Origin of the sequence: Cupriavidus sp. HPC(L) (genome assembly GCF_000307735.3) — a bacterium.
Taxonomy (GTDB): Bacteria; Pseudomonadota; Gammaproteobacteria; order Burkholderiales; family Burkholderiaceae; genus Cupriavidus.
Map to the genome: position 1 here is coordinate 1 of NZ_AMPR02000379.1, position 25677 is coordinate 25677.

General features: G+C 68.6%; 25 protein-coding genes and 1 pseudogene. 10 read left to right on the forward strand and 16 right to left on the reverse strand.

Going from position 1 to position 25677, the window contains the following annotated elements:
• From B551_RS18080 to B551_RS18090, 3 genes are all read right to left on the reverse strand, one after another.
• Positions 1 to 759, reverse strand: a 759-nt coding sequence (locus B551_RS18080) for an NAD(P)-dependent oxidoreductase (protein WP_023264716.1), incomplete at its 3' end; no start/stop codon positions are given.
• Positions 759 to 1934 carry a UxaA family hydrolase gene (locus B551_RS18085; protein ID WP_006575912.1) on the reverse strand — a complete coding sequence of 392 codons (1176 nt, stop codon included), beginning with the start codon at positions 1932 to 1934 and terminating at the stop codon, positions 759 to 761. The genes B551_RS18080 and B551_RS18085, both read right to left, overlap by 1 nt.
• A gap of 103 nt (positions 1935 to 2037) precedes the next feature.
• Positions 2038 to 2319, reverse strand: a complete 282-nt coding sequence (locus B551_RS18090; protein WP_006575911.1) for a UxaA family hydrolase — start codon at positions 2317 to 2319, stop codon at positions 2038 to 2040.
• Positions 2320 to 2603: 284 nt separating this feature from the next.
• On the opposite strand from B551_RS18090, the gene B551_RS18095 reads away from it, so the two are divergent.
• The 3 genes from B551_RS18095 (at position 2604) to B551_RS18105 (ending at position 5123) form a co-directional block, all read left to right on the forward strand.
• Complete coding sequence (locus B551_RS18095) at positions 2604 to 3341, forward strand: GDSL-type esterase/lipase family protein (RefSeq protein WP_006575910.1); 738 nt, start codon at positions 2604 to 2606, stop codon at positions 3339 to 3341.
• Positions 3342 to 3484: 143 nt separating this feature from the next.
• Entirely contained in the window at positions 3485 to 4297 is an 813-nt protein-coding gene (locus B551_RS18100) for a helix-turn-helix domain-containing protein (RefSeq protein WP_006575909.1), read from the forward strand.
• A gap of 85 nt (positions 4298 to 4382) precedes the next feature.
• Positions 4383 to 5123, forward strand: coding sequence for a dienelactone hydrolase family protein (locus B551_RS18105; RefSeq protein WP_006575908.1), 741 nt, complete (start codon positions 4383 to 4385; stop codon positions 5121 to 5123).
• Positions 5124 to 5210: 87 nt separating this feature from the next.
• Here B551_RS18105 and B551_RS27265 read toward each other — a convergent pair whose 3' ends face one another.
• The 5 genes from B551_RS27265 to B551_RS18125 form a co-directional block, all read right to left on the reverse strand.
• Positions 5211 to 5342, reverse strand: coding sequence for a hypothetical protein (locus tag B551_RS27265; protein WP_256364481.1), 132 nt, complete (start codon positions 5340 to 5342; stop codon positions 5211 to 5213).
• A 213-nt stretch (positions 5343 to 5555) separates the two neighbouring features.
• Positions 5556 to 6494 (reverse strand): copper homeostasis membrane protein CopD, encoded by a 939-nt coding sequence (copD, locus tag B551_RS18110; RefSeq protein ID WP_023264717.1) that lies wholly within the window; start codon positions 6492 to 6494, stop codon positions 5556 to 5558.
• A 4-nt stretch (positions 6495 to 6498) separates the two neighbouring features.
• On the reverse strand, positions 6499 to 6885 hold the full coding sequence (gene copC / locus B551_RS18115) for a copper homeostasis periplasmic binding protein CopC (protein WP_006575904.1): 387 nt from the start codon (positions 6883 to 6885) through the stop codon (positions 6499 to 6501).
• A 40-nt stretch (positions 6886 to 6925) separates the two neighbouring features.
• Positions 6926 to 8062: a copper resistance protein B gene (locus B551_RS18120; protein ID WP_006575903.1), complete on the reverse strand. Its 1137-nt coding sequence runs from the start codon at positions 8060 to 8062 to the stop codon at positions 6926 to 6928.
• A 47-nt stretch (positions 8063 to 8109) separates the two neighbouring features.
• Positions 8110 to 9966, reverse strand: a complete 1857-nt coding sequence (locus B551_RS18125) for a copper resistance system multicopper oxidase (RefSeq protein ID WP_006575902.1) — start codon at positions 9964 to 9966, stop codon at positions 8110 to 8112.
• 237 nt (positions 9967 to 10203) lie between these two features.
• Between B551_RS18125 and B551_RS18130 the strand changes: the two genes are divergently transcribed.
• Together B551_RS18130 and B551_RS18135 are read left to right on the forward strand one after the other, a co-directional pair.
• Positions 10204 to 10890: a heavy metal response regulator transcription factor gene (locus B551_RS18130; RefSeq protein ID WP_006575901.1), complete on the forward strand. Its 687-nt coding sequence runs from the start codon at positions 10204 to 10206 to the stop codon at positions 10888 to 10890.
• Positions 10890 to 12266: a heavy metal sensor histidine kinase gene (locus B551_RS18135; RefSeq protein WP_023264718.1), complete on the forward strand. Its 1377-nt coding sequence runs from the start codon at positions 10890 to 10892 to the stop codon at positions 12264 to 12266. The genes B551_RS18130 and B551_RS18135 overlap by 1 nt, the downstream gene beginning before the upstream one ends.
• A gap of 89 nt (positions 12267 to 12355) precedes the next feature.
• Here B551_RS18135 and glmS read toward each other — a convergent pair whose 3' ends face one another.
• Together glmS and glmU are read right to left on the reverse strand one after the other, a co-directional pair.
• Positions 12356 to 14194 (reverse strand): glutamine--fructose-6-phosphate transaminase (isomerizing), encoded by a 1839-nt coding sequence (gene glmS / locus B551_RS18140; protein ID WP_006575900.1) that lies wholly within the window; start codon positions 14192 to 14194, stop codon positions 12356 to 12358.
• A 126-nt stretch (positions 14195 to 14320) separates the two neighbouring features.
• Complete coding sequence (glmU, locus tag B551_RS18145) at positions 14321 to 15694, reverse strand: bifunctional UDP-N-acetylglucosamine diphosphorylase/glucosamine-1-phosphate N-acetyltransferase GlmU (RefSeq protein ID WP_006575899.1); 1374 nt, start codon at positions 15692 to 15694, stop codon at positions 14321 to 14323.
• Between the two features lie 290 nt (positions 15695 to 15984).
• Between glmU and B551_RS18150 the strand changes: the two genes are divergently transcribed.
• A complete protein-coding gene (locus B551_RS18150; protein WP_006575898.1) occupies positions 15985 to 16881 on the forward strand; it encodes a DUF6279 family lipoprotein in 897 nt (298 codons plus the stop codon).
• 93 nt (positions 16882 to 16974) lie between these two features.
• On the opposite strand, the gene ttcA is transcribed toward B551_RS18150, so the two are convergent.
• From ttcA to B551_RS18165, 3 genes are all read right to left on the reverse strand, one after another.
• Positions 16975 to 17955 (reverse strand): tRNA 2-thiocytidine(32) synthetase TtcA, encoded by a 981-nt coding sequence (gene ttcA / locus B551_RS18155; protein WP_006575897.1) that lies wholly within the window; start codon positions 17953 to 17955, stop codon positions 16975 to 16977.
• Between the two features lie 129 nt (positions 17956 to 18084).
• Positions 18085 to 18477 carry a dihydroneopterin aldolase gene (locus tag B551_RS18160; protein ID WP_006575896.1) on the reverse strand — a complete coding sequence of 131 codons (393 nt, stop codon included), beginning with the start codon at positions 18475 to 18477 and terminating at the stop codon, positions 18085 to 18087.
• An 89-nt stretch (positions 18478 to 18566) separates the two neighbouring features.
• Positions 18567 to 19400 (reverse strand): SDR family oxidoreductase, encoded by an 834-nt coding sequence (locus B551_RS18165; RefSeq protein WP_043441057.1) that lies wholly within the window; start codon positions 19398 to 19400, stop codon positions 18567 to 18569.
• Positions 19401 to 19415: 15 nt separating this feature from the next.
• Between B551_RS18165 and B551_RS18170 the strand changes: the two genes are divergently transcribed.
• Positions 19416 to 20612 carry a class I SAM-dependent methyltransferase gene (locus B551_RS18170; protein WP_043441060.1) on the forward strand — a complete coding sequence of 399 codons (1197 nt, stop codon included), beginning with the start codon at positions 19416 to 19418 and terminating at the stop codon, positions 20610 to 20612.
• Between the two features lie 15 nt (positions 20613 to 20627).
• Positions 20628 to 20822, forward strand: coding sequence for a DUF2905 domain-containing protein (locus tag B551_RS18175; RefSeq protein WP_006579486.1), 195 nt, complete (start codon positions 20628 to 20630; stop codon positions 20820 to 20822).
• On the opposite strand, the gene B551_RS18180 is transcribed toward B551_RS18175, so the two are convergent.
• Both B551_RS18180 and B551_RS18185 read right to left on the reverse strand, forming a co-directional pair.
• A complete protein-coding gene (locus B551_RS18180) occupies positions 20817 to 22937 on the reverse strand; it encodes a hypothetical protein (RefSeq protein WP_006579487.1) in 2121 nt (706 codons plus the stop codon). The two genes, B551_RS18175 and B551_RS18180, sit on opposite strands and share 6 nt — an antisense overlap.
• A 19-nt stretch (positions 22938 to 22956) precedes the next feature.
• Positions 22957 to 24894, reverse strand: coding sequence for a hypothetical protein (locus B551_RS18185; protein ID WP_157072025.1), 1938 nt, complete (start codon positions 24892 to 24894; stop codon positions 22957 to 22959).
• 42 nt (positions 24895 to 24936) lie between these two features.
• Here B551_RS18185 and B551_RS26195 point away from each other — a divergent pair, with 42 nt between their 5' ends.
• Both B551_RS26195 and B551_RS26200 read left to right on the forward strand, forming a co-directional pair.
• Positions 24937 to 25140, forward strand: coding sequence for a hypothetical protein (locus tag B551_RS26195; RefSeq protein WP_157072026.1), 204 nt, complete (start codon positions 24937 to 24939; stop codon positions 25138 to 25140).
• Between the two features lie 94 nt (positions 25141 to 25234).
• Positions 25235 to 25405 carry a hypothetical protein gene (locus B551_RS26200; RefSeq protein WP_157072027.1) on the forward strand — a complete coding sequence of 57 codons (171 nt, stop codon included), beginning with the start codon at positions 25235 to 25237 and terminating at the stop codon, positions 25403 to 25405.
• Between the two features lie 140 nt (positions 25406 to 25545).
• On the opposite strand, the pseudogene cca reads toward B551_RS26200, so the two are convergent.
• Positions 25546 to 25677: pseudogene (cca, locus tag B551_RS27360) on the reverse strand (multifunctional CCA tRNA nucleotidyl transferase/2'3'-cyclic phosphodiesterase/2'nucleotidase/phosphatase); the annotation flags it as partial.

Sequence of the window (25677 nt, forward strand, 5' to 3'; positions counted from 1 at the left end):
CAGATGCCCCTGGCGCAGCGCCGCCGCCAACGCGGGCTCGTCGACCACGCCGCCGCGCGCGGTATTGATCAGCACCGCGCCCGGGCGCATCGCGGCGAGGCGACGCGCATCGAGCAGATGCCGGGTCGCCGGCACCAGCGGCACGTGCAGGCTGACCGCATCGGCCTCGGCGAGCAGCGCATCGAGACCGCGCGGCGCGACGCCGCTGCGTTGCCAGACCGGATCGTCGTCGCGCAGCATCGGATCGTGCGCGACCACGCGCATACCGAAGGCCTGCGCCAGCGCGGCGGTCTGCCGGCCGATGTCGCCGAAGCCGATCAGGCCCAGCGTCTTGCCCAGCGTCTCGCGGCCCTCCGACAAGCGCGCGCGCGGCCACTTGCCCTGCACCACCTCGCCGCTGCTCTGATAGGCGCCGCGCAGCAGCATCGCCGCCGTGGTGACGACGTACTCGGCGACCGAGCGCGCATTGGCGCCGGTGGCCGGAATCACGCGGATGCCGCGCGCCTTGCACGATTCGACGTCGATATTGTCCAGGCCGACGCCGAGCCGCCCCACCACGCGCAGGCGCGGCGCGCTGTCGAGCAGCGCCGCATCGACCTGCGTGCGGTTGCGCACGATCAGCGCGTCGGCCGAAGGGAGCGCCGCCAGCAGTTCGGCGCGGCGGTCGACCCAGTCGGGCTCGTAGCGCAGTTCGAACCCGGGGGTCAGCGCGGCCACCGCGTCCGGGTCCATGAACTCGCTGATGCAGATCCGCTTCATCAGGCCGACTCGTGGATGCGGGTCAGCACGAACTCGCGGTGGCCCAGTGCCTCGGCCGCGGTCCAGCGGCCGTTGGCGGTGGCCAGCATGCACTCGAGCAGCTTGTCGCCGGTCTGGTCGAGGTTCAGCTCGCGCTGCAGCAGTCCGGAGCAATCGACGTCCATGTGCTCGCTCATCAGCCGCACGGTGCGTGGATTCGCACACAGCTTGATCACCGGCACGATCGGGTTGCCGATCACGTTGCCCTGCCCGGTCGGGAAGAAATGCACGACGAAGCCGGAGGCCGCGCACAGCGTCACCATCTCGGCCGCGGCCGACGACGAATCCATGAACCACAGGCCCGGATGCGTCGGCTCCTCGGCCTTGTCGAGCACGCCGTCGACGGTGCACTTCTTGCCGATCTTCTGGATGTTGCCCAGCGCCTTCTCCTCGATCGTCGTCAGGCCGCCGGCGATATTGCCCTTGGTCGGCTGCGACTCCGACAGATCGGTGGTCTTCCAGCGGTCGATCATGCCCTGGTAGCGCTCGAACATCGCCATGAACTGATGGCGGACCTCGTCGTTGGCGCAGCGTGCCGCGACGATATGCTCGCCGCCGGTCAGCTCGGAGGTCTCGCCGAACACCAGCGTGGTGCCAAGGGGATGCAGCTTGTCGAAGGCATTGCCGACGGTCGGGTTGGCGCCGCAGCCGGACGTGGTATCCGACTCGCCGCACTTGGTCGACACCCACAGGTCGGCGATCGGGCATTCGACGCGATGCAGCGCCGTGGCGTACTGCACGAATTCCTTGGCGGCCTTCGATGCACGCTTGATGGTCTCGTGGTCGCCATGGCCCTCGATGCCGAAGCCGACCACCGGCTTGCCGGTCTTCGCGATGCCGTCGACCACGCGCTTGGTCCAGCCGTCCTCGATACCGATCACCACCACGGCGGCGACGTTGGGATTGCTGCCGGCGCCGATCAGCGTGCGGAAATGCAGTTCCAGGTCCGGGCCGAACTGCAGGCGGCCATAGGGATGGGGGATCGCCATCGTGCCCTTGATCGCATGCGCGACGGCCTCGGCGGCCGCGTTGGACAGGTCGTCCAGCGGCAGGATGATCACGTGGTTGCGGACGCCGACGCGGCCGTTGTCGCGGCGGTAGCCCCAGAAGGTGGTGTTTTGGTCGATGATGGACATGGCTTGGTATTCGGTTCTCGGATGACTGGATCGCCTGGTCGGGCGTGAATGGCTGCGCGGCGATCGATGCACCGTCCCGCGCGGATCGCCGGGCGGCGATGCCTTACCAGCGTTTGGTCTTGATGTTGTGCACGTGGGCGTGCTCGCCGGCCTTGATCGGCGCGACCACCTTGCCGATGTCGACGCCGTATTTGTAGACCGTGTCGTTCGGCGCCATGTCGCGCAGCGCGACCTTGTGGCCGATCGGGATCGGCTGGCGCGCGGTCACCGTGATGGTGCGGTCCTCATCCATGATCCAGGCGTTCAGCTCGGTGCCCGCCTCGATCCCTTCCACCACGGCCACGGCCACCGTGTCCTTGGCGTCGTGCAATACGACGTGAATCATCGTTGTGTCTCCTCTGTGGGTTGGTGCGTGCATCGGATCATAGGTGCTCGAAACATAAAGGTCAACCAACTCATCTATATGAATTAGATGTATATGGTTGTGCGCTCCGGCGCGTTCGTGCTCGCCAACCCTAACTTGCCTTTGAAATGAGAAGCGTTTGCTGTCGCACTGACGCAGCAGCCCGAGCGTCCGAAGATCGGCTCGCGGAGCTTTCCCTGGCCGCGGCCGCGCGGCATCCAAGGGAGATCGGCCGCCCAACCTCCGCCTACCCGGGAGAGTCGGCCATGCGTCCGATCAGACTGCTGTTGGTGGCGTCGCTGCTGCTGAACCTCGCATTCGTCAGCGCCACCGTGATGGCGATCCACCGCCTTGGCGGCATCAGCTATCTCGCCTTCAAGCTCAAGCACCGCGACGATGGCTCGGGCTACAGCGCCGGGCGGCTGCAGCATCTGCGCTCGCTCGATGCCGCGCTGCCCGCCGGCAAGATCGTGTTCGTCGGCGACTCGATCACCGAAGCCGGGGAATGGTCGGAGTTTCTCGGTCACGGCGATGTGGTCAATCGCGGCATCGGCGGCGATTCGACCGCGCGGATTCTCGACCGCATCGAATCCGTCGCCGGTACGCGGCCGTCCAAGCTGTTCCTGATGGCCGGCATCAACGACCTGGGCGCCTTCGACGAACGCGAGGTGTTCGACCGCTATCGGCAGATCGTCGACACGGTCAAGCGCGTGTCGCCCGGCACGCGGATCTATCTGCAGAGCACGCTGCCGGTCAACCGCGAGATCCGCGACACCGGCCGCGACAATGGCCGTGTCGCGCAGCTCAACGCGCTGCTGGCCGGACTGGCGGCCAGGGACGATCGCGTCGAGTGGATCGACGTCGGCCGCGCGCTGGCGGACCGCGACGGCAACCTGGACCGCGCGTACACCTATGACGGCGTGCATCTGAACGGCGCAGGCTATGCGCGCTGGAAGGCCGTGATCCTGCCGTATCTGCAGGGCACCAGCGTGGCCGTGCGATAGCGCTCCCCGCCTTCCGCGCCGATGCGATCGGCGAACACGGGCGGCGTGCCAGAACCGGCTTCTGGTATGTTGAGCGTCGCGTCTTGCGCCTGACAGCGTTCGACGCTTCCCCACTGCCCCGGATGAGCCCGGAGGAGTCCGCCATGTTCCAGGTGATCGCCCCTTGCCCCGCGTTGGCGCCCTACGTCAACGGCTACTGGTTCGTCCAGGACCTGGAGGGCATGTATGAAGGGCAGCCGATCGTGACCTGCCCTTACCCGGGCGCGGTGCTGTCGGTCAACTTCGGCCGTCCCAATGCGATGGAGGGCGGCCCCACCGTGCCCAAGGTCTCGCTGCTGGGTTTCCAGTCGGCCAGCCGCCGTTGGCGCTCGTGGTCGGACACGTATTTCGTCATGGCGATGCTCGGCGCCGTGGGATTGGCGCGGCTGTTTCCCGGCATTGGCGCGGACTGCAAGGATCGCCTGATGGACCTCGCGGGCTATCTGGGCGACGGGGCGGCCTGCGCGCTCGAGGCAGACCTCAGCGCGGCGTGGTCGCCGGGCCGGATCGCCCGCCAACTGGACGACTGGCTGCTGCGGCGCCTCGACGCCATCCGGGCGCCAATGGAACTGCCAACTCTCGCGGCAGCCCACGCGCTGTTGCGGCAAGGCCGGCAGGTGCAGGACATCGCCCGGCTGACCGCCGTCGATCGCCGCCAACTGCATCGATGGTTCGAGCGGCATCTCGGCCTCGGCCCCAAGCAGCTGATGGACCTGGAGCGGCTGCAGTCGAGCATCCAGGCCGTGCAACGCGGCGATGGGGACGCGCTGTCCGGCTACAGCGACCAGGCCCACCAGATCCGCAACTGGCGGCGCCGGCTGGCCCAGACTCCAGGCGGCTACGCCCGCGCCGGACCATCGCCGCTTGCCGAACACTTCGGCGCGCAATCGACTGACGGCCCGGCCTTCTACCTCTGACGGCGCGGCGTCCGGCGTCCCAAACGTTCAATACGGCGCGTCCGCGCGGCGGCATCCTGCCGGTGGCACACGACAGGAGGTACGGATGGACGTGGATGAAATTGCGCTGGAACGATCGCTGGTCGACTACACCGATGGCGAGACGACCTTCGAGGGTTACGTGGCCCGGCCCGCCGGCCTCGGGCCATCCGCGCCGTGCGTGCTGCTGGCCCACGAGTGGAGCGGGCTGAGCGATCCCATCAAGCGCAGCGCGGACCGGCTGGCCGCATTGGGCTACGTCTGCTTCGCCGCCGACGTCTATGGCAAGGGAGTCCGCGGCGACCCGATGGGCGACAACTCGCGTCTGATGAATCCGATGCTCGCCAACCGTGCCCTGCTGAGGCAACGGCTGCTGGCGGGGCTCGATGCCGCCATGGCGCTCCCCGGCGTCGATCCGGCCCGCATCGCCGCGGTCGGCTACTGCTTCGGCGGCCTGTGCGCGCTCGACCTGGCGCGCGCGGCGCCGCCGAATCTGGTCGCCGCGATCAGCATTCATGGCGTGCTACAGCCGCCACGGATCGACCGGCAAGGGCCGATTTCCGCAAGCGTGCTGCTGTTGCACGGGTGGGAGGACCCCGTCGCGCCGCCGGCCGATGTGCTGGCCATCGCCAGGGAACTGACCGACGCAGGGGCGGACTGGCAGTTGCACGCCTATGGGCACGCCCGCCATGCCTTCACCTTCGCCGGCGCGAACTTCCCGGAACGGGGGATCGTTTATGACCCCAGGGCCGACAGGCGCTCATGGGCGGCGATGAAGGGATTCCTGGCCGAGCAACTGGGGGCGTAAAGCTCACGGCCAGCCGTCTTCTTGTAACGCAAAAAAAACAGCGGCGAATCCCTCCGGGCATTCGCCGCCGCATACTCCCGCACTGCCTTACTTCTGTTGCTGCTGCTTGCGCTCGCGCTGTTGGCCGCCTTGCTGCTGGCCGCCCTTGCTTTGTTGCTGTTGTTGCTGCTGCTTGCTGCCGCTCTTTTGGCCTTGGCCTTGCTGCTGTTGCTGAGTCATGATGGTCTCCGGATGTGCGGACATGACGTCCGGACCCGAATGGATGCATCGAGCGTGCCAGCGGACAGATCGGGCGTGATACCGACGTGAGGAGACCTATCGTCCGCAGCGCAGGCGTCATGCGCTTCGGCAAGGCAGTCGCTAAGGCAGTCGGTGTCGCAGAATCTGCACGAGGTATTGTCAATGCTGCAAACGAGCCTTGGCCCACGGCAGCTATCCGCCTTGCAGCGCCTCCGGCGACAGCGTGCCGAGCCAAGCCACCAGCGCCAGGATGACCGTGGCGCAGCCGGTTTCCAGCCACAGGCTGCGGCGCAGCGCCGCTGCCGCCGAGCGCGCTTCGCCTGAAGCCAGCGCCGCTGCCAGGCGCGGGCTGAAGCGATAGCGGTTGAGCGCGGCAAGCCCCAGCATCGCGCCGAACAGCGCGAGCTTCGCCAGCAGCAGCTGACCGTAACCGGTGGAGGCGATGCCGGCCAGCGACGGGCCGACGATCAGCCAGTAGTTGATGGCGCCGGTCAGCACCAGCGTGGCGACGACCAGCGTGCCGACGCGTGCAAACCCGCTGGCGGCGCGAGCGAGCATCGCCACCTTGGCCGTGGTGGCGCGGCGCACACCGGCGGCCATGCAGACGAAGGCGAGCAGCGCGCCGACCCAGGTACCGGCCGCAAGCAGATGCGCGATGTCGGCGCCCAGATGCACGTAGCGGCGGGCTCCCTCGTCCATGGCGCCGTGGCCGGACCACGCCAGCGTGGCGAGCGCCACGGCCGCCGCGACGGTTGCACTGCCGAGACGAAGCGCGTGTGGCAGGCCACGGATGGAAAAGGCAAGCAACACGGCGAGCAGCGCCGCCATCCGCACGCTCCAGGCCAAGCCGAAGTCGGTCGCGGTCAGCACCATGCCGACGGTTTCCCGGTCCAGCAGTGCGTATTGCGCGACGCCCGACAGCGCCTTGGCCATCAGCAGCAAATTGCCGACGGACAGAAGCAGGCCCGCGATCGCGCCACCGACTGCCGCGTACAGCACCGATGTGGCGAAGCGCGATTGCCGCTCGTCTCCGCGCAGCCCGTGCACGACAAAAAACGGCAGCCCGAACACCAGCATCAGGTCCAGGTACAGCGCAAACCGCAGCAGGACGGTCGGCCAGTCCGGCGGCATCGGCTCACTTCACCTGGAACGAGATCCTGCCGGTGACCGGGTGCGTGTCGGACGCGACGGCACGCCATTCCAGACGGTAGCTGCCCGGCGACAGCGGCTTTGCGGGCGTGACAACCAGCGTCCTGGGGTCGTCGCCCGGCGCCACGGTGGCCGCGATCTTCATCGGACCATGGTCGGCCATGCCGGGCATGCCGATCATCAGCAGATTGGCGCCGGAAAATTGCTTGACCAGAGCTTCCGAGAACCGCAGCTCGATCCGCTCCGGCGCCGACACCTGCGCGTGATCGGCCGGCGTCGAGGACAACAGCTTCGGATGCGCGAACGCGGTCTGGCCGATCAGCAGGGCCGCACCGAGCGACAGCAGTTGGATGGTCTTGCGGATAGCGCGCATGGCAGCCCTCCAGAAAGTCTTGCAATCACGAAAACCCGGCTCAGAACCACACGCGCACGCCGGCGACAAAGCGCGTCTCGCCGCTGCGGCCGCCGGACGCGCGGACCATGTCCGCCGTATTGCCGAACGTCTGGTAGCACTCGACGCCGATATACGGCGCGAACTGGCGGCTGAACTCATAGCGTAGCCGCACGCCAACCGCGCCGTTGGACAGGCCGCTGCCGACGCCGACCTCGCGGTCGTTCTTGCCGTAGACATTGGCCTCGATGCGCGGCTGCAGGATCAGGCGCTGCGTGATCAGCAACTCGTACTCGGCGGACAGCCGCAGCGCCGTCCGCCCTTCGGTGCCGAGGTAGCCGGTGGCGTCGACCTCGAACCAGTAGGGCGCCAGCCCCTGTACGCCGAACGCGAGCCAGTTGCGCGCGGGACGGCCGTGGCCGGCGTCGTTGCGGATACCGAGCTGGGTGTCCCAGTAGCTCGCGATCGCGTGGCCCCACAGCAGTTCGGTGCGGGCCTCGTGAACCTTGCCGCGTTCGACCTCGCCCTCGGCCTTGATCACCAGCCGGTCGTAGGTATTGCCGAACCACGCCTGTGCCTCGTACGCGGCGGCGTTGGTGTCGCTGCCGCGGGCCCATTCGAGGCGGTCCACCAGCACCGAGCCGAACAGGTGCTCGTCCGCCATATGCAGTTGGCGATGGGGACCGAGCGCGTACTGCCCGACGCCGAGACGATGGCCGCCGGAGTAGGCGTGCGGATCGCGCGCGTCGGGCGGAGCGCTGCCGCCCTGCATCTTCATGTCGCCGTGGTCCATCGCCGGTTGCGGGGCGCTGGCGGGCGGCATGGCTTGTCCGTTGCCGTGGACGCCGTGGTCCATCGATTGCGCAGTGCCGTGGTCCATGTGGTGCATCGCGCCATGGTCCGGGCCCGGCTTGTCGGCGGGCGCGGCAGCGGCTTCGGCGGGCTTGCCGGCCGCAGGCTGTGCCGCGGCCGGTTGATGGTGATGCCCGTGGTGGTCGTTGCGCCCGTGCTGCTGCTGATGCTGCTGATGCTGCTGGTGCTGGTGCTGGTGGTGGTGCTGGTGATGATCACCGTGATCGTGCTGGTGCGGCTGCTGTGCCAATGCGGCGCTGGCGCCGGCGGACGCGAGCAGGAAGGCTGCAAGTGTTTTCGAAGGCATGGCTCGGGCTCCGTGCGTCTTGGAATTCGGATGAAAGCTCGGGCCCGTCAGGCCACCAGCACTTCGCGGAACATGCCGGCGTCCATATGCATCATCAGATGGCAATGCCACGCCCAGCGTCCGAGCGCATCGGCCGTGACCAGGAAGCTGATGCGCTGGGCCGGCTGCACCGGAATCGTGTGCCGCCGCGCCTGGAACGAGCCGTCCGGCGCCTCCAGCTCGCTCCACATGCCGTGCAGATGCATCGGGTGGGTCATCATCGTGTCGTTGTGCAGGATCACGCGAAGCCGCTCGCCGTGGTGGAAATACACCGGTGTCGACTTGCCGAACTCCAGGCCATCGAACGACCAGGTGTAGCGCTCCATATTGCCGGTCAGGTGCAGCTCGACCTCGCGGCCCGCGCCGCGCGGGTCCATTGGGCCGCCGACGGTGCGCATGTCGGCCAGCGTCAGCACGCGGCGTCCGTTGTTGCGCAGGCCGATGCCGGGGTCGTCCAGATTGGTGCGCGCCATGTCGACCCGCATATCGGTGCTCGGGCCGTATTCGGTGCGCGCATGGCGGGCGGTCCTGCTGGGAACCTTCAGCGAACCGTCGGCCGGCATCGCGGCCATCGCATGCTGGCTGTGGTCCATCGCCATGCCGCCATGTTGCGTGCCATGCATGCCATGCATCGCGTGCGCGCCGTGCATGGCGCCGTGATCGTGAGCGCCGCCATGGCTTCCGTGGGCCATTGCCCCCATGTCGCCCATCATGTCGGTCATGGTCAGCCATTCGGCCTTGTCCAGCGCGGGCACGGCGGCCTGCAGCCCTTCGCGCGTCGCCAGCGTGCCGCGCGCGTAGCCGGTGCGGTCCATCGACTGCGAAAAGATCGTGTAGGCCTCGTCGCGCGGCTCGACGATGACATCGCAGGTCTCTCCGGGGCCGAAGCGGAATTCGTCGACCGTCACCGGCTCGATGTTCTGGCCGTCGACCTGCACGACCCTGAGCTTCAGCCCGGGAATGCGCACGTCGTAGAAGGTATTGCCGCTGCCATTGATGAAGCGCAGGCGGACCTTGTCGCCCGGCTTGAACAGGCCGGTCCAGTTGCCGGCCGGCGTCACGCCGTTGGTCAGATAGGTCAGCGTATGCGAGGACAGGTCGGCCAGATCGGTCGGGCTCATCCGCATCTGGTTCCACATGCGGCGCTTGTCGACAGCGGCCTTGACGCCGTCGTTGGCGATATCGCGGAAGAAGTCGACGACGGTGGGCTGGTTGTAGTTGTAGTAGTCGCTCTGCGTCTTCAGCTTGGACAGCACGCGCATGCCGTCCTCGTCGGTCCAGTCGGACAGCAGCACGGTATGGTCGCGGTCCGCCCGGATCGGGTCGTCGTCGCCGTCGATGATCAGGCCGCCGTAGACGCCGGTCATCTCCTGGAAGCCCGAGTGCGAGTGGTACCAGTAGCTGCCGCTCTGCACGACCTTGAAGCGGTAGGTGAAGCTCTCGCCCGGGGCGATGCCGGGAAAGCTGATGCCGGGCACGCCGTCCATCTCGAACGGCAGGATGATGCCGTGCCAGTGGATCGAGGTCGGCTCGCGCAGCCGGTTGGTGACGCGAATCGTCACCGTATCACCCTTGCGCCAGCGCAGCGTCGGCCCCGGCAGCATGCCGTTGATCGTGTGGGCGATGGCCGGCTTGCCGGTGAAGTTGACCACCGCCTCCTCGATGACCAGGTCGAACTCGGTGCCGGAGAGCACCGGCGCGCTGCCGCTGCCCGCGCGCCGCGGGCGGTCCGCTTGCTGGGCCCAGCCTGCGCCGGACACGCCGGACAGTGCACCGAGCACGCCCCCCGCCACCAGTCCCTGCACGAAACGCCGGCGGGACAGATGGGGCGGCAGGGCCAGGGTGGTCGGGGCAATGGGTGGCATGGAAGCGGTCCTCGTTTTCTATCGTTGTCTATCGTGATCTATCGCGTCGCCAGCATAAGGACACGGCAGTAACCGCCCAATTACCCCGACATTACATTCCGGTAAGGTTGGCGTCATGTTGGGAGCGTGGCCCTACACTATCGCGACAGTCGCGCCGGACGCCGATGGCGGGCCGGAGCAAAAGCGGAAGCGACCGGGAAGCGGGAAAGCGGGAAGCGGGAAAGCAGGAAAGCGCCGATGAAATTGCTGGTAGTCGAAGACGAGGCCAAGACCGGGGAATACCTGCGGCAGGGCCTGACCGAGGCGGGGTTCGTGGTGGACCTGGCCGCCAACGGCCTGGACGGCCAGCATCTGGCCATGACCGAACCGTACGATCTGATCGTGCTCGACGTGATGCTGCCCGACGTCGACGGCTGGCGCATCGTGCAGACGCTGCGCGCCGCCGGCAACCGCGTGCCGGTGCTGTTCCTGACGGCACGCGACAGCGTCGCCGATCGCGTCAAGGGGCTGGAGCTCGGCGCCGACGACTATCTGGTCAAACCGTTTGCCTTTGCCGAGCTGCTGGCCCGCGTCCGCACGCTGTTGCGCCGCGGCGCCACGCAGGTGGCGATGGACCGCATCCAGATCGCCGACCTGGTGCTCGACCTGGCCCGCCGCCGCGCCACCCGTGCCGGGCGGCGCATCGTGCTGACCAACAAGGAATTCTCGCTGCTGGAGCTGCTGGCGCGCCGGCGCGGCGAGGTGCTGCCGCGCTCGCTGATCGCCTCGCAGGTCTGGGACATGAACTTCGACAGCGACAGCAACGTGATCGACGTCGCGATCCGCCGCCTGCGCGCCAAGATCGACGACGACTTCGACATCAAGCTGATCCAGACGGTGCGCGGCATGGGCTACGTGCTCGAAAATCCGGAGGACGCCGACTGATGCCGCGCCTCTCGCTGACGGCCCGGCTGACCGCGCTGTTCTCGCTGACCTCCGCCTGCGTGCTGTTGGGTCTCGGGTGGCTGATCTTCTCGGCGATGGACCGGCACTTTGCCGATCAGGACTACGCGCTGCTCGGGGACAATCTGCGGATGGTCGAGCGGATCGTGACGACGGGCCCATCCGACGGCATCGCCGCGCGGCTGGCCGACGCGCAGAAGCACCACGGCGGCCTGCTGATCCATGTGCAGGGCGATCGAAGCGCGCCGCTGTTTGCGAGCCCCGGCTTCGATTTCCGTGCGGCGCTGGATGCGGCGATGCGGCCCGGTGCGGACGGCGATGCGCTCGAATGGCGGCAGAACGGCCAGCTCTATCGCGGCATGGTCCGCACCCTGCGCGAATCCGGCACGGGCGAACCGCTGCGCATGCTGGTCGGCATGGACACCGAGATCCACGATCACTTCATTCACGCATTCCGCCAGTCGCTGGTGTTCTATATCGCGCTTGCCGCGCTGGCCAGCGGCGTGCTCGGCTGGTGGGCCGCGCGCCGCGGCCTGTCGCCGCTGCGCACCATGGCCTCGCGCGCGCAGACCGTGACGGGCAGCAAGCTGTCCGAACGGATGCCGGTCGAAGCGGTGCCGGTCGAGATGGCCGATCTGGCGGCCAACCTGAACGCGATGCTGGCTCGGCTGCAGGACGATTTCCGCCGCCTGTCCGAGTTCTCCTCGGACCTGGCGCACGAGCTGCGCACGCCGATCACCAATCTGATGACGCAGACCCAGGTCGCGCTGTCGCAGCCGCGCGATGCCGGCAATTACCGCGACATCCTGGCGTCGAACGCCGAGGAACTGCAGCGCCTCGCCCGCATGGTGTCGGACATGCTGTATCTGGCCAAGATGGAACACGGGCTCGACCTGCCGAATACCGAGGCGATCCGCATCGCCGACGAGGTGCGCGCGCTGTTCGACTTCTACGAGGCGCTGGCCGAGGACAAGGCGGTGCGGCTGGACCTGCAGGGCGACGGCCGCATCCAGGGCGACCGGCTGATGCTGCGGCGGGCGCTGAGCAATCTGATTTCCAACGCGCTGCGCTATACGCCGCCCGGCGGCCGCATCGTCGTCGCGGTGGCCGACGCCGGCGAACACGTCGAGGTCGCGGTGGAAAACGATGGCACCGAGATCGACCCCGCCCTGCTGCCTTCGATCTTCGACCGCTTCTCTCGCGGGGATAAATCGCGCACCAGGCCCGAATCGGACAGCGTGGGGTTGGGGCTGTCGATCACCAAGGCCATCATGCTGGCGCATGGCGGGGATATCGCGGTGCGGTCGGAGCGGGGGAAGACGCGGTTCGGCTTGCGGTTTCCGAAGCGGCAGGGCTGAAGGGCGGACTGCCCAAAGAAAAAGGCGCTGCGGCCGATACCTCGCCGCAGCGCCCTTCGGGGGGAGCGATCCCCTCGTCGGTTCGCCCCTTACTCCACCGTCACCGACTTTGCCAGATTGCGCGGCTTGTCGACGTCGGTGCCGCGGGCGCAGGCCGTGTGATACGCCAGCAATTGCAGCGGCACCACATGCAGGATCGGCGACAGGTCGCCGTAGTGCTCGGGCAGGCGGATCACCTGGATGCCGTCGGTCGACGTGATGTGCGTGTCCGCGTCGGCGAACACGTAGAGCCGGCCGCCGCGGGCGCGCACTTCCTGGATGTTCGACTTCAGCTTCTCCAGCAGCGCGTCGTTCGGCGCCACCGTGACCACCGGCATCGCTTCCGTGACCAGCGCGAGCGGCCCATGCTTGAGCTCGCCGGCCGGATAGGCCTCGGCGTGGATATACGAGATTTCCTTCAGCTTCAGCGCGCCTTCCAGCGCGATCGGATAGTGCAGGCCGCGCCCGAGGAACAGCGCGTTCTCGCGGCGCGCGAAGTCTTCGGACCAGGCGATGATCTGCGGCTCCAGCGCCAGCACGCCGTGCAGCGCGGCGGGCAGGTGGCGCAAGTTCGCCAGCGCCCTGCCCTGGCTTTCCTCCGACAGCGTGCCGCGCAGCTTGGCCAGCGCCAGCGTCAGCATGTACAGCGCGGCCAGCTGCGTGGTGAAGGCCTTGGTCGAGGCGACGCCGATCTCGGTGCCCGCGCGGGTGATGAAGCGCAGCTCGGTTTCGCGGACCATCGCGCTGCTGGCGACGTTGCAGATGCACAGCGTGTGCTCGTGGCCCAGGCCCTTGGCATGGCGCAGCGCGGCCAGCGTGTCGGCGGTCTCGCCCGATTGCGAGATCACGACCACCAGCTGGCGTGGATTCGGCACCGTTTCGCGGTAGCGGTATTCGCTGGCGACCTCGACCTGGGTCGGGATGCGGGCGATCGCCTCGAGCCAGTACTTGGCGGTGCAGCCCGAGTAGTAGCTGGTGCCGCAGGCCAGGATCAGCACGCTGTCGATATTGGCGAACACCTGCGCGGCGCGCTCGCCGAACTGGCTCGGCTCGATGCTCTCGATGCCTTCGAGCGTGTCGGCCAGCGCGCGCGGCTGCTCGAAGATTTCCTTCTGCATGAAATGCCGGTACGGGCCCAGATCGACGGCCGCCGCATGGGCTTCCACCACGCGCACTTCGCGCTCGACGGGCTCGTCGTTGAGGTCGTGGATCGTGATCGCGTCGCGCCGCACCTCGACCACGTCGCCCTCTTCCAGATAGATCACGCGGTTGGCGGTGCCGGCGACGGCCAGCGCGTCCGAGGCGAGGAAGGCTTCGCCCTCGCCCAGCGCCGCGACCAGCGGCGAGCCGGCGCGCGCACCAACCACGACGTCCGGCTGGTCCTTGGCCACCACGGCAATCGCATAGGCGCCATGCAGGCGCTTGGTGATCGCGCGCACCGAGGCGAACAGGTCGCCGCGCGTGGCGCTGCTCGGATAGGTGTAGGCCTGGTGCACCAGATGCGCGACCACTTCGGTATCGGTCTGCGAATCGAAGCCGTAGCCAGCGGCGCGCAGTTCGTCGCGCAGCGGCTCGTAGTTCTCGATGATGCCGTTGTGCACCAGCGCAATGGTCTCGCCCGAGAAGTGCGGGTGCGCGTTGATGGTGTCGGGCTTGCCGTGCGTGGCCCAGCGCGTGTGCGCGACGCCGATCGTGCCGGACAGGCCGGAGCCGCGCGTCTGCTCGTCCAGGTCCGCCACCCGCGATACGGTGCGGGCGCGTTCGAGCGTGTCTTCGCGGACCACCGCCACGCCGCACGAGTCATAGCCGCGGTATTCCAGGCGGCGCAGGCCCTCGATCAGAACCGGAACGATATTGCGCGTCGAAACCGCGCCGACGATGCCACACATGTTGCTCTCCCTGGGTGCCGCGGCTCGTGACCGCCTGCGTTGATGCTTTGTTCGATGTCCCGGATGGCTGGGCGCTTATGCCGCCCGCCCCCGGCCTGGCGCGCCGGCCAGCGCGGTGCGCCTATCTTACTTCGTGCCCTGCCTGGGCTGCTTGACCGGCCGCTGCCAGCCGGGGACGGTCATCTGCTTGGCCCGCGACAGCGTCAGCTGGTCCGCCGGCGCTTCCTTGGTCAGCGTGGTGCCGGCGCCCAGCGTGGCGCCGCGCCGCACCGTGACCGGCGCGACCAGCTGCGAGTCCGAGCCGATGAAGACGTCGTCCTCGATGACCGTGCGGTGCTTGTTGACGCCGTCGTAGTTGCAGGTGATCGTGCCCGCCCCGATGTTGACGCGCGAGCCGACCGTGGCGTCGCCGACGTAGGCCAGATGGTTGGCCTTGCTGTGCGCGGCGATCTGGCTGTTCTTGACCTCGACGAAGTTGCCGATATGGACGTCCTCGCCCAGTTCGGTGCCTGGGCGCAGACGGGCATAGGGCCCGATCCGGCCGTCGGCGCCGACCTGCGCCTGCTCCAGATGGCAGAACGCCAGCACCCGTGCCCCGGAACCGATGCGGCTATCGCGGATCACACAGTGAGGACCGATCTGCACGCCGTCTTCCAGGTGAACTTGTCCTTCGAACACGCACCCCACGTCGATCGTGACGTCTCGGCCACATGTCAGTTCGCCCCGGATATCGATCCGGGCCGGGTCGAGCACGGTCACGCCGGCTTCCAACAGCCGCATCGCCTGATTGCGCTGATGCAGGCGCTCGAGTTCGGCCAGTTGCACCTTGCTGTTGACGCCCAGCGTCTCCCACAGCGCGCCGGGCTGGGCGGACACGACCTCGACGCCATCGGCGACGGCGCGCTCGACGGTATCGGTGAGGTAGTACTCACCTTGCGCGTTATCGTTGCGCAGCGTGGCCAGCCACTCGGTCAGCTTCGCGGTCGGGCAGACCACGATGCCGGTGTTGATTTCGCGGATCGCGCGTTCGGCCTCGCTGGCGTCCTTCTGCTCGACGATGCGGGCGATGCTGCCGGCGGCGTCGCGCACGATGCGGCCGTAGCCGGTCGGATCGTCCATCTCGACGGTCAGGATGCCGAAACGGTCCTTGCCGGCGGCTTCCACCAAACGGGCCAGCGTATCGGCCCGGGTCAGCGGCACGTCGCCGTACAGCACCAGCGTCGGCTGGGCCGGATCGAGCAGCGGCAGCGCCTGCATCACCGCGTGGCCGGTGCCCAGTTGCTGAGCCTGCAGCGCGAAGGCGACATCGGGCGCGGCGACGGCGGCCTGGACCCGCTCGGCGCCATGGCCCACGACCACCACCAGCCGCGTCGGCGACAGCGTACGCGCGGTATCGATCACATGAGCAAGCAGCGGCCGGCCGGCCAGCGGATGCAGCACCTTCGGCAAATCGGAATGCATCCGTTTGCCCATGCCGGCGGCGAGAATGACGATGTTCACGAGGAGGTTCCTAAGTGAGTGCGCCCGAATTGAGATCCGGATCGGAAAGACGCGCGACCAGCCCCGACGTGACAGCCGGGCATTGGCGCAACTGGCGGACGCCTGGCCGTTTATCGGCTGCGTTTCGTCCTGGACGGGCGGATGCGGAGGCCGTCGCCGGCACCCCGCCATCGCCCGCAAACCGTTGCCACACCTTGCCTGGCGGGCGACGGCAAGCTGCCGTCGGCGCGTCCGGCGATTCTAGCATGGGGGGTATCCGCCGCTTGACGGCTGTTGCGCAAATTCACAATGTGCGGTGGCGCGAACTGATCGCGGCGGGGATGCTGGTGTTGCTGACCGCCTGCAATGCGATGAAGCTCGGCTACCAGCAGGGCGACCACCTCGCCTACTGGTGGATCGACAACTATGTCGACGTCTCCGACGACCAGGAACCGCAGACGCGCGACGCGATCGCCCGTTTCTTCGCCTGGCACCGACGCGAGCAGTTGCCGGAGATCGCCGCCTTGCTGCAGCGCGCCAAGAGCGAGGTCCAGGGGCCGGTCACCGAGGCGCAGCTGGAGCGCGTGCGCGACGACACGCAGCGCATGGCGCGCGTCGCCTTCGACCATGCGATTCCGGATGTCGCCGATCTGCTGTTGACGCTGACGCCGGACCAGATCAAGCGGATGGAACGCAAGTTCGCCGACGGCAACGAAAAGTACCGCAAGAAATTCCTGCGCGGCAGCCCCGAAGACCGGCTCGAGGCGCGCTACGACAAGGTGATGGAGTGGGCCACGCTGATCTACGGCCGCTTCTCGCGCGAGCAGCAGGAAGCGATCCGTGCCGCGCTTCGCCCGGTGGTCGACAACGCCGAGTCGCGCTTCGGCGAACGGGTCAAGCGCCAACAGGCCTGGCTGGCGCTGGTTCGGCAGGTTCAGGCCGAACATCCGCCCAAGGCGCGCGTGATCGCGCTGCTGCAGCGCTTCGGCGACCAGTGGCAGGCGCCGCCGACGCGCGAACGCCGCGTCAGCTACGAGGCCAATACCGAGGCCGGACTGACGGTGGCGGCGCGGATCGCCAACATGACGACGCCGGAGCAGAAGCGCCACGCGGTCGAGCGCTTCCAGAAGTGGATCGAGGATACGCGGTCGCTGATGCGCGAGGAGCCGCGGCAACCGGCCATCGCGCCGTCGCGCGCGGCGAACTGAGACGGCGGGCAAGGAAAAGCCGAAGAGCGCGGAAGGCGGGCGGGAGAAGAGCCGGAGGAGCGCTGACTGAACCGGCGCCAGCGCGCCGATGCCTTATTCGGCCGCCGACGCGGCCGCCGCAGTGGCGGTCCCCGCCGCCGCGCCTTCGGGCTTCGTGTCCCGCCCCCCCGGCCTCTCGAAGCGGACGAATTCCATCCGGTTCTCGGCGCTGCCGCCGGCGAACACCAGCGGCTGCTGCGAGAAGGTCGAGTCGCCGAACAGCGAGGCCTCGTCGACCTTGGCCAGGCCGGTCGCCAGGCCGTTGAAGTCGAACAGCTCGGTATCGGCAAGATGCGACGGCACCACGTTTTTCAGCGCCGAGAAGATGTTGTCGATGCGGCCCGGGTTCTGCCGTTCCCACTCGAGCAGCATCTCCTTGACCTTCTTGCGCTGCAGGTTCTCCTGCGAGCCGCACAGGTTGCACGGGATGATCGGGAATTCCATCGCGCGCGCATAGGCGGCGATGTCCTTCTCCGAGCAATAGGCCAGCGGGCGGATCACGATGTGCTGGCCGTCGTCGGTGGCCAGCTTCGGCGGCATCGCCTTCATCTTGCCGCCGAAGAACATGTTCAGGAAAAAGGTCTGGACGATGTCGTCGCGGTGGTGGCCCAGCGCGATCTTGTTGGCGCCCAGTTCCTTCGCGGTCCGGTAGATCACGCCCCGGCGCAGCCGCGAACACAGCGAGCAGGTGGTCTTGCCCTCGGGCACCTTCTCCTTGACGATCGAATAGGTGTCGGCCTCGACGATCACGTACTGCACGCCGATGCCATCGAGGTAGCGCGGCAGCACGTCCTCGGGGAAGCCCGGCTGCTTCTGATCGAGGTTCATCGCGATCAGCTTGAAGTCGATCGGTGCCCGCTTCTGCAGCGCCATCAGCACCGACAGCATCGTGTACGAGTCCTTGCCGCCCGACAGGCAGACCAGCACCGTATCGCCGTCCTCGATCATCTTGAAGTCGCCGATCGCGCGGCCCGTCTGCGATTGCAGATAGGTCTCGAGGCGGTAGAAGTTCTTGGAATGGGTGGTTTCGGTCATGGCGGGAGGAAAGGCAACGGGCGGGGCGCCGTTCTGGCGCAATCGAACCGGGTATTTTAGCGGAGCGCCCCAGCGGCCGCATCAAGTGCCGGCCGCGTCACGACGGGGACCGGCCTGGCAAGTGCGAGCCTAGCTCTTGATATGAAACACCTCGACGCCGACCGAATCGCAGTCCGGGTACACGTCCGGCTTCTCGGTCGATACGCGCACCGCGCGCACCTTGGGGTGGCGCAGCATCGCGCGGGCGACGTCGTCGCACAGCGTTTCCTGCAGGTGGACATGGCCCAGCGCCATGCGTTCGGCAACGGTATTGCGCATGAAGTCGTAGTCGACGACCTCGTGCAGCTTGTCGTCGTGCGGCGTGCTTTCCGCCAGCGGCACGTACAGGTCGATATTGATCAGCACGCGCTGTTCGCCCTTTTTCTCGAACTCGTGCACGCCGATGTTGATCTGCACTTCGTAGTTGCGCAGGAACATGCGGCGGCAGTCTTGCAGGCTGGGATGGGAAAGAGCGGCGGACATGGCGGCGTGGGAGAGAAAATGCAGAGGGAAGAGAGGCCGGGAACCGGCAAAGGCCGCCGATGGTACAGGCGGCGCCGGCTCCGGGGAAGTCATTCGGTCAGGAACATCACGTCGCGCGCCAGCGGCATCAGGTGCTGGCCGCCGTCCACATAGAGCGTCGTGCCGGTGACCGCCCGCGCCTCGGCGAGATAGGCCACCGCCTGGGCGATATCGTCGGGAGTCGACGACTGGCCCAGCGGCGTCATCCGGTGCGCGCGCTTGAAGCCGCCGCCGGACTGGTCGCCGGACACCAGCGTGATGCCCGGCGCCACGCCGACCACACGCAGCCGCGGCGCCAGCGCCTGGGCCAGCTGCATCGTTGCGGTCTGCAGCGCGGCCTTGGACAGCGTGTACGACAGGAAGTCCGGGTTCAGGTTGTCGAGCTTCTGGTCCAGCAGGTTGATCACAACGCCGCGCGCATCGTCCGGCAGCGCCCGGTGCAATTCGCGCGACAGCAGCAGCGGCGCGGCGACATTGGTGCGCATATGCGTGTCGAGCGAGCCGTAGGAGAAGCTGGTGGCGACGTCGTACTGGAACAGCGAGGCGTTGTTGACCAGGCAGGTCGGCGTGCCGATGGCGGCGGTGCAGGCCGCGATCAGCCCGCCAGTCGCGGCCTCGTCGGCGAGGTCCGCCTGCAGCACCGCGGCGCGGCGGCCGAGCGCGCGGATCCGGCCGGCAACCTCTTCGGCCTCGTCGCGCGAGCGATGGCAGTGCACCGCGATATCCCAGCCTCGCGCCGCCAGCTCCAGCGCAATGGCGCGGCCGATGCGGCGGGCGCCGCCGGTCACCAGCGCAATGCCGCGGCCATTGCCGGGCGCGGCCGCCTGCGTCGACGAAGCCGCGGACGAAGCGGGCGCGGCGCCGGAAGAAGTGAAATCTGGCATTGCTACAATCGCGGGATGCAGAAAACCGGTAGTTTACCCCTTCCCTCCGCGGACGCGCTCGATGCCTCCACGGCATTGGCCACGCGCATCGGCGAGGCGATCGACGCCGCGCAAGGCTGGCTCGGCTTCGACCGCTATATGGCGATGGCGCTCTACACGCCCGGGCTCGGGTACTACAGCGGCGGTGCGGCGAAGTTCGGCCGCGACGTGCGCGACGGCAGCGACTTCATCACCGCCCCCGAGCTGACCCCGTTCTTCGCCCGCACGCTGGCGCGCCAGTTGGCCCAATGGCTCCAACTCGGCCTGGACGAGGTGATGGAATTCGGCGCCGGCACCGGCCGGCTGGCGGCGGATCTGCTGCTGGCGCTCGAAGACGAAGGCCAACTGCCCTCGCGCTACTGGATCGTCGAGCTGTCCGGCGAACTGCGCGCCCGCCAGCAGGCCACGCTGGCCGCGCGCGCCCCGCATCTGGCCGCCCGCGTGCAGTGGCTCGACGCGCTGCCGGCGCGCTTCGAGGGCGTAGCGATCGGCAACGAGGTCCTCGATGCGATGCCGGTGCGGCTCTACGCGCGGGTGGGCGGTGTCTGGCATGAGCGCGGGGTCGCGCGCAACGATGGCGGCGAGCATGGTAACGATGCGCCCTTCCGCTTCGCCGACCGGCCGCTGGGCGCGGCCGACGTGCCCGCCCCCGTCGCGGCGATTCCCGGCGACCACGACGTCGTCACCGAGACCCATGCCGAGGGCGAGGGCTTCGTCCGCTCGCTCGGCGCGATGCTGACGCGCGGCGCGGCGCTGCTGATCGACTACGGCTTCCCGGCCAGCGAGTACTACCATCCGCAGCGCACCGGCGGCACGCTGATGTGCCACTACCGCCATCACGCCCATCCCGATCCGTTTCTCTATCCGGGGCTGCAGGACATCACGGCCCACGTCAACTTCAGCGGCATCGCGCAGGCCGCGGTCGACGCGGGGCTCGAGGTCGCGGGCTTTGCCTCGCAGGGGCGCCTGCTGATGAACGCCGGCATCACGGAACTGCTGATGTCGCTGGACCCGAACGATGCGCGCAGCTTCCTGCCGGCCGCCAACGCGGTGCAGAAGCTGCTGTCCGAAGCCGAAATGGGCGAGCTGTTCAAGGCCATCGCGCTGACGCGCGGTCTGGGCGACAGCGTGCCGATCGGCTTTGCCGCGGGCGACCGCAGCCACACCCTGTAGCCACGGAAGGCCCCCATGCTGCGCTGGACACTGACCATCTTCCTTTCCGTGATCATCCTGTCGTCCGCGCTGCCGTGGCTGCAAAAGATCGGGCTGGGCCGCCTGCCGGGCGACGTGCGCTTCCGCCTGTTCGGCCGCGAGTGGGTGCTGCCGTTCGCGTCGACGGTATTGCTGTCGCTGATCGCGCTGGTGGTTGGCCGGCTGCTATAGCGGGAGGTCAGGCGAGAAGTCAGGCGGGAGATCGGGTGAGACAAGATCCGCGGGCAGGTCCATTGCCGGCACGCCGTCGCACAACGCGAGCAGAGGCTCCAACGAGGGCTCGCCATATCCCCACGCCAGCCGGCGCCGCAGATCGGCCAGCGCATGCAGCGGCGAGCCGCGGTAGGCCGGCGGCAGGCCACCCACCGCGTCGAGCAGCGCATGCCATATCGCCATGCATTCCGCCCGGGAGCGGATCATCACGGAGCCGCGCGCCAGCACCGTCAGCACGCTGGCGCGGCGCGCCGCCGGCAGGCCGGCCACCCGCTCGAGCAGCAGCAACGCCGCGTCCGGATGGTCGATCGCCGCGGCGGCCACCAGCCATTGCTCCTGCGCGGCCGGCGGCTGCCGCGTCAGTGCCTGCAGCAAGCCCTCGCATGCCGCCGCCCGGTTCGCCTGGCCGAACGTAACGCCGACCACCCGCCAAAGCGCCAGCCATGGCCGCAAACGCTGTTCGGCCGGTACGCGGTGCAGCAGCGCGACGAGCTCGGGCCATGCCGATGCCGCCAGCGTGGGACGCATTCTGCGTAGCTGCCAGGCCATCCGCTCCAATTCGACCGCCAGCGCCGCGGCAGGCAGCTGCCTGATCTGTTCGAGATAACGGTCCCAGTGGCGCTCGAGCAGCGCGCCGGAATCGGCACAGCATTCGTGCAGCACCGCCACCTGCTGCGCCGGAGGAAGGCAAGCCGCGGCATCGACCACCATATCGCCCCGCGGGTCCCAGATCATCAGGCCCAGTTCGGGCAAGGCTGTCACCAGCGCCTGCAACGGAGCGGCACGATACGGCAGCGGCAATGCCTCGACGGTATGCTGAAACAGCGTCAGCCACGAGTTGACCCGCTGCGGATAGCCTGGCATCACCGTCAGTGACGCCGCGAGGGACGCGATCGCATCGGCACGCCGAGGTGGCGCCATTGTCAGCGCGTCCGCCCATACCGTGGCCCACACCTCCGACAGGTCCTGCACCGGATGACGGTGCATCGCCGCGAGCCACCGCCCCAATGCGAGTGCATCGCCGCACGCTCGCACACCGATGGCCCACAGCCGTTGCGGCCCGTCGCCATCGGCATGGAGCGACAGGGACACCGTCGGCCACGCGGCCACCCGAATCAGCACCGGCAACAGGCTGTCGCCGGGCAGCGATTGCGCCATGCCGATCAGCCACCGTCGCAACCCTACGGTCCTGGTCTCGTCATCCGGCAGTTGCCGGACCGCGCCGACCTCGCCCGCCGCCGCGCACAGCAACGCGGTGCGCTCAGGAACCGCCGGCTGCCCATCCGGCCGCACCAATTGCGCGTACACCGACTGCAACACGCCGAGCAGATCGAACTGCCGCGCGTGTTCGACCGTGCGAACGGACTGCAGCATGGCCACGACCAGGGGACCACGATCCGCCTCAGGCAAGGCGAGTGCCCACAGCAGGCGCGCGGGCAGCTCGGCAAGCAGCGAGGGGGCCAGCCAAGGCATGTTGTCAAAGAATGCCTGGCATGCCGCGGCCTGCTGCCGGGCGGGCAGTTCGAGCACCAGGCGCAGCAATCGGGCTTGCAGCCATGGATCGCGCGCCCGCTCGCTTCTGCCATGCACCCAGCCGAAGCCGCGCAGCCATTCGCACAGCGCCGCCTGGCGTGCGCCGGCCGGCAGCGCGGCAATGGCCTGGAGCAGGACATCGCACGCTTCAGGGCCCATGTCGAGATGCAGCAGCGGCAGCCGCTGCGCCAGCGCCGCCAGACGATCGCCACGCGTGGTTGCCGGCAGTCCGGCCGCATCGATCTCCCGCAACGCGTCGCGCAGCGTCGACAGGCTCGACGCGCGCGCAATGCGCCAGCCGATCCGGGCCAGGCGCACCGCCGACGCCAGCGTCGCGCGGCTGCGGCGGTCCGTGCGCGCGATCGCGCAAAGCGGCCGATCGTCGAGATAGCCGGCGATATGCCACAGCAGATCGGTCGGCAGATCGTGCCACGTGGCGCGGGGATGTCCGGCTTGTGCGGCCGCCCCTGCCTCCCCGGTTTCCCCGGCCGGCACGAACGCCGGGTTGGTCATGCATCGGGTATCGATTTGCAGCGGCATGGTGGCTCCGTGAAACAGCTCAAGGCCAGGTCTCGTCGATCCGCGCGCGCTTCGGCGCGACGGCCTGCATGGCGAGCGGGTACCGCGGCCGCTTCAATGCACGGCGTACCATCGCGGATTCCGCAAAGGGATCGGCCGCGGCGAAGCCGGCCGGCATGTCGGCGGGCGGTACGCCGCGCAGCAGCGCGACGAAATACCGGCGGGCCGTGCGCCGCATGTCCGGTGGCAACTTGGCAAGCAGTTGCGCCAGTTGCTGCAGCGGCGCGCCGCGATAGTGGGTCGGCAACTCCTTGACCGCGCCGACCAGATCGACCCACACCGCGATGCGTTGATCGGTGCCCCATTCAACGCGATGGCCCGTGCCGGCAAGCCGTGCCGCCCGCGCTACCCTCGCCAGCACCTCGGCCTGCAGCGCCGGGGGCAGGTCGCGTGCCTGCGCCACGATCCATTCGCAGCGCCTGGGATCGGCTCGCCAGGTCGCGCTCAGCAGGCATTGCTGCCGCGCGATGGCCGGCTGTCCGGCCAGCAGATCGGCGAGCGTGTCGCGCGCGCGTCCGTGTCCGACCGGATCGCGCTCGAACACCCGATTCATCCGCCGCAGCAGCATCTGCCACGGTGCCTGCCGATGCTCCGGCGGCAAGTCGTTCACCGCATGGGCGATATCCCGCCATGCCCGTACACGATGCGCGTCCGCCTGCAGCTGGACGATGCGGTCGGCAAGCTGGGACAACGCCACGCCGCGCTGGGCCGCCGGCAAGCGCAGGATGATGCGGCGGCACGGCGCCCAGAACGGCTCGGCGGTGCCGAAGTCAATGCAGGCGAGCAGCGCCCTGAATTGCGCGGCCCTCGGCAGCGCAGGCATTGCGTCGACCAGCAGCCGCCAGCGCTCGTCCTGGATCGCCGCATCCTCGGTCAGCAGCGCCTCGGCCAGTCCCACCAGCGGCGCGGTACGCGCTTCGGGCAGTGGCATCGCGAGGGTCATCTGGTACAGCGCGAGCCAGCGGGCATGGCGATCGGCCCGATCGGCCGCGGCCGCGGCGCCGCGCGCCAGCATGGCGACCACCGGCCCTGTTTCGCGTGGCGGCAGCGTGACGGCCGCATCGAACAGGCACTGCCATGTTCCCTCTGGCTGCACCCAGCCGTGATGCAGGGACAGCGCCGCCAGCCAGCGCGCGTATTGCGAGGATTCCGCGCCGAAACGCCGGCCCGCCTGCCACAGCATGGCCCAGCGCAGCGGGCCGCTCGCGGCGCCCCTCAGGGCCCCTGGGCCCGCCAGTGCCGCCATCACGTCGAGTGCGCAGTCGGGCCGCAAGGCCTGCGCCGCGGCCAGCAGGTCGCGCCACACGTCGTGCGCGGCCTCGTCTTCCCCGTCTTGCCGCGCCAGATGATGGTCCAGCGCATCGGCCAATGCGATCAGCACGACGGCCTGCTCGGCCGCCGCGGGCTCTCCATTGGGCATCCGCAGCGCCTGGCAGGCGCGCATGAACTGCTGCAAGCGCGCATCCGTGCGCATCGGACTGCCAAACGAGAAGCGCCGCACGACCTGTGCCAGCAAGGCGCCACGCTCGGGCGCCGGCAGCGACAGCGCCTCGTCGATCCACTGCGTGGCGTTCGGCATCGCGCTGCGCGTCATCGACGGGATGCGCAGGCACGCGATCAGCGCCTCGCCGCGCCGCGCGGGCGCCACCGTGCGCGCCGCCATCAGCAGCGGCCAGGCGCCGCCCTCGTGCACCACGGATTGATGGCAGCGCGCCAGCCCTTGCATCACGCCGTCAAGCGGCTGTGCCCGCAGCGGAACCGCCAGCTGCGCAATCTGGTCCAGCAGGACATCACGCGCCGCGGACACGATGCCGCCATCCAGGCTCGGCAGGCGGCCCGCCAGCGCGCCGAGCGCCTGCGCCCGCTGCATGTCGGACAGCAGTGGGCTGCGCAGCTCGCCTACCGTGCGCCCAAGCATCGACAGGCTCGAAACGCAGGCAATGCGCCAGCCGATGCGGGAATGAACGGTGCAGGCGGCAAGCGCCTGCCGCGACCGGTGATGGGTCCGGCCCAGCGCGTCGAGCGCCTGCCAGGGCAGGAAACCTCCGATATGGACAACCAGTTCGGCGGGCAGACGATGCCAACCCGTGTCGGGTTCGATATCCGTTTCGGTTTCGCCGTCGGTTGCAACATCGGCAGCAACAGAACCGTCGGGAGAAGGTGAGTATCGATGCGGGGAGTGCTTCAGGCTGTCGGCCCGGGCGGCATCCTGCCCGTGACTGTCGCCGCTCGCTGTCGCGTCGAGCGGGATCGGGGCGATGGCATCGTTCGATGCCGGCGGCATCGGGCAGGCGGGAATATACGCAGCGATGGGATCGGGCATGGCGTTCGACCTTTGGACAGGACAACGCCGACGCTGGGCTGCCGTGCCGGATCGGCACCATGGCGAGGAAGAGACGATGCGCTTCGGTGCTGGCGTCGGCGACTAGCCGCTCGAACGCAGTGACAGGCCGGCAGGCGCCCCGCATTCGAGCGAGGCGCCATTCTGTTGTCCGCTCCAGACCGTCGCTTTCGATTTGTGTCGGTGGCTTGCAGCGGTGACTTGCCGCGGTGACTTGCCGCGGCCGCGCTAGTCGCCGGCCTGCCCCAGCGCGCGCGCCACCGCGGCGACCCGCGCCTGGTGCACGCGCTCGCGGATCAGTTCGACTTGTCCCGCGCACTCCCGCGCGATGGCGCCGGCATCGACGCTGGCGGCGGCCTC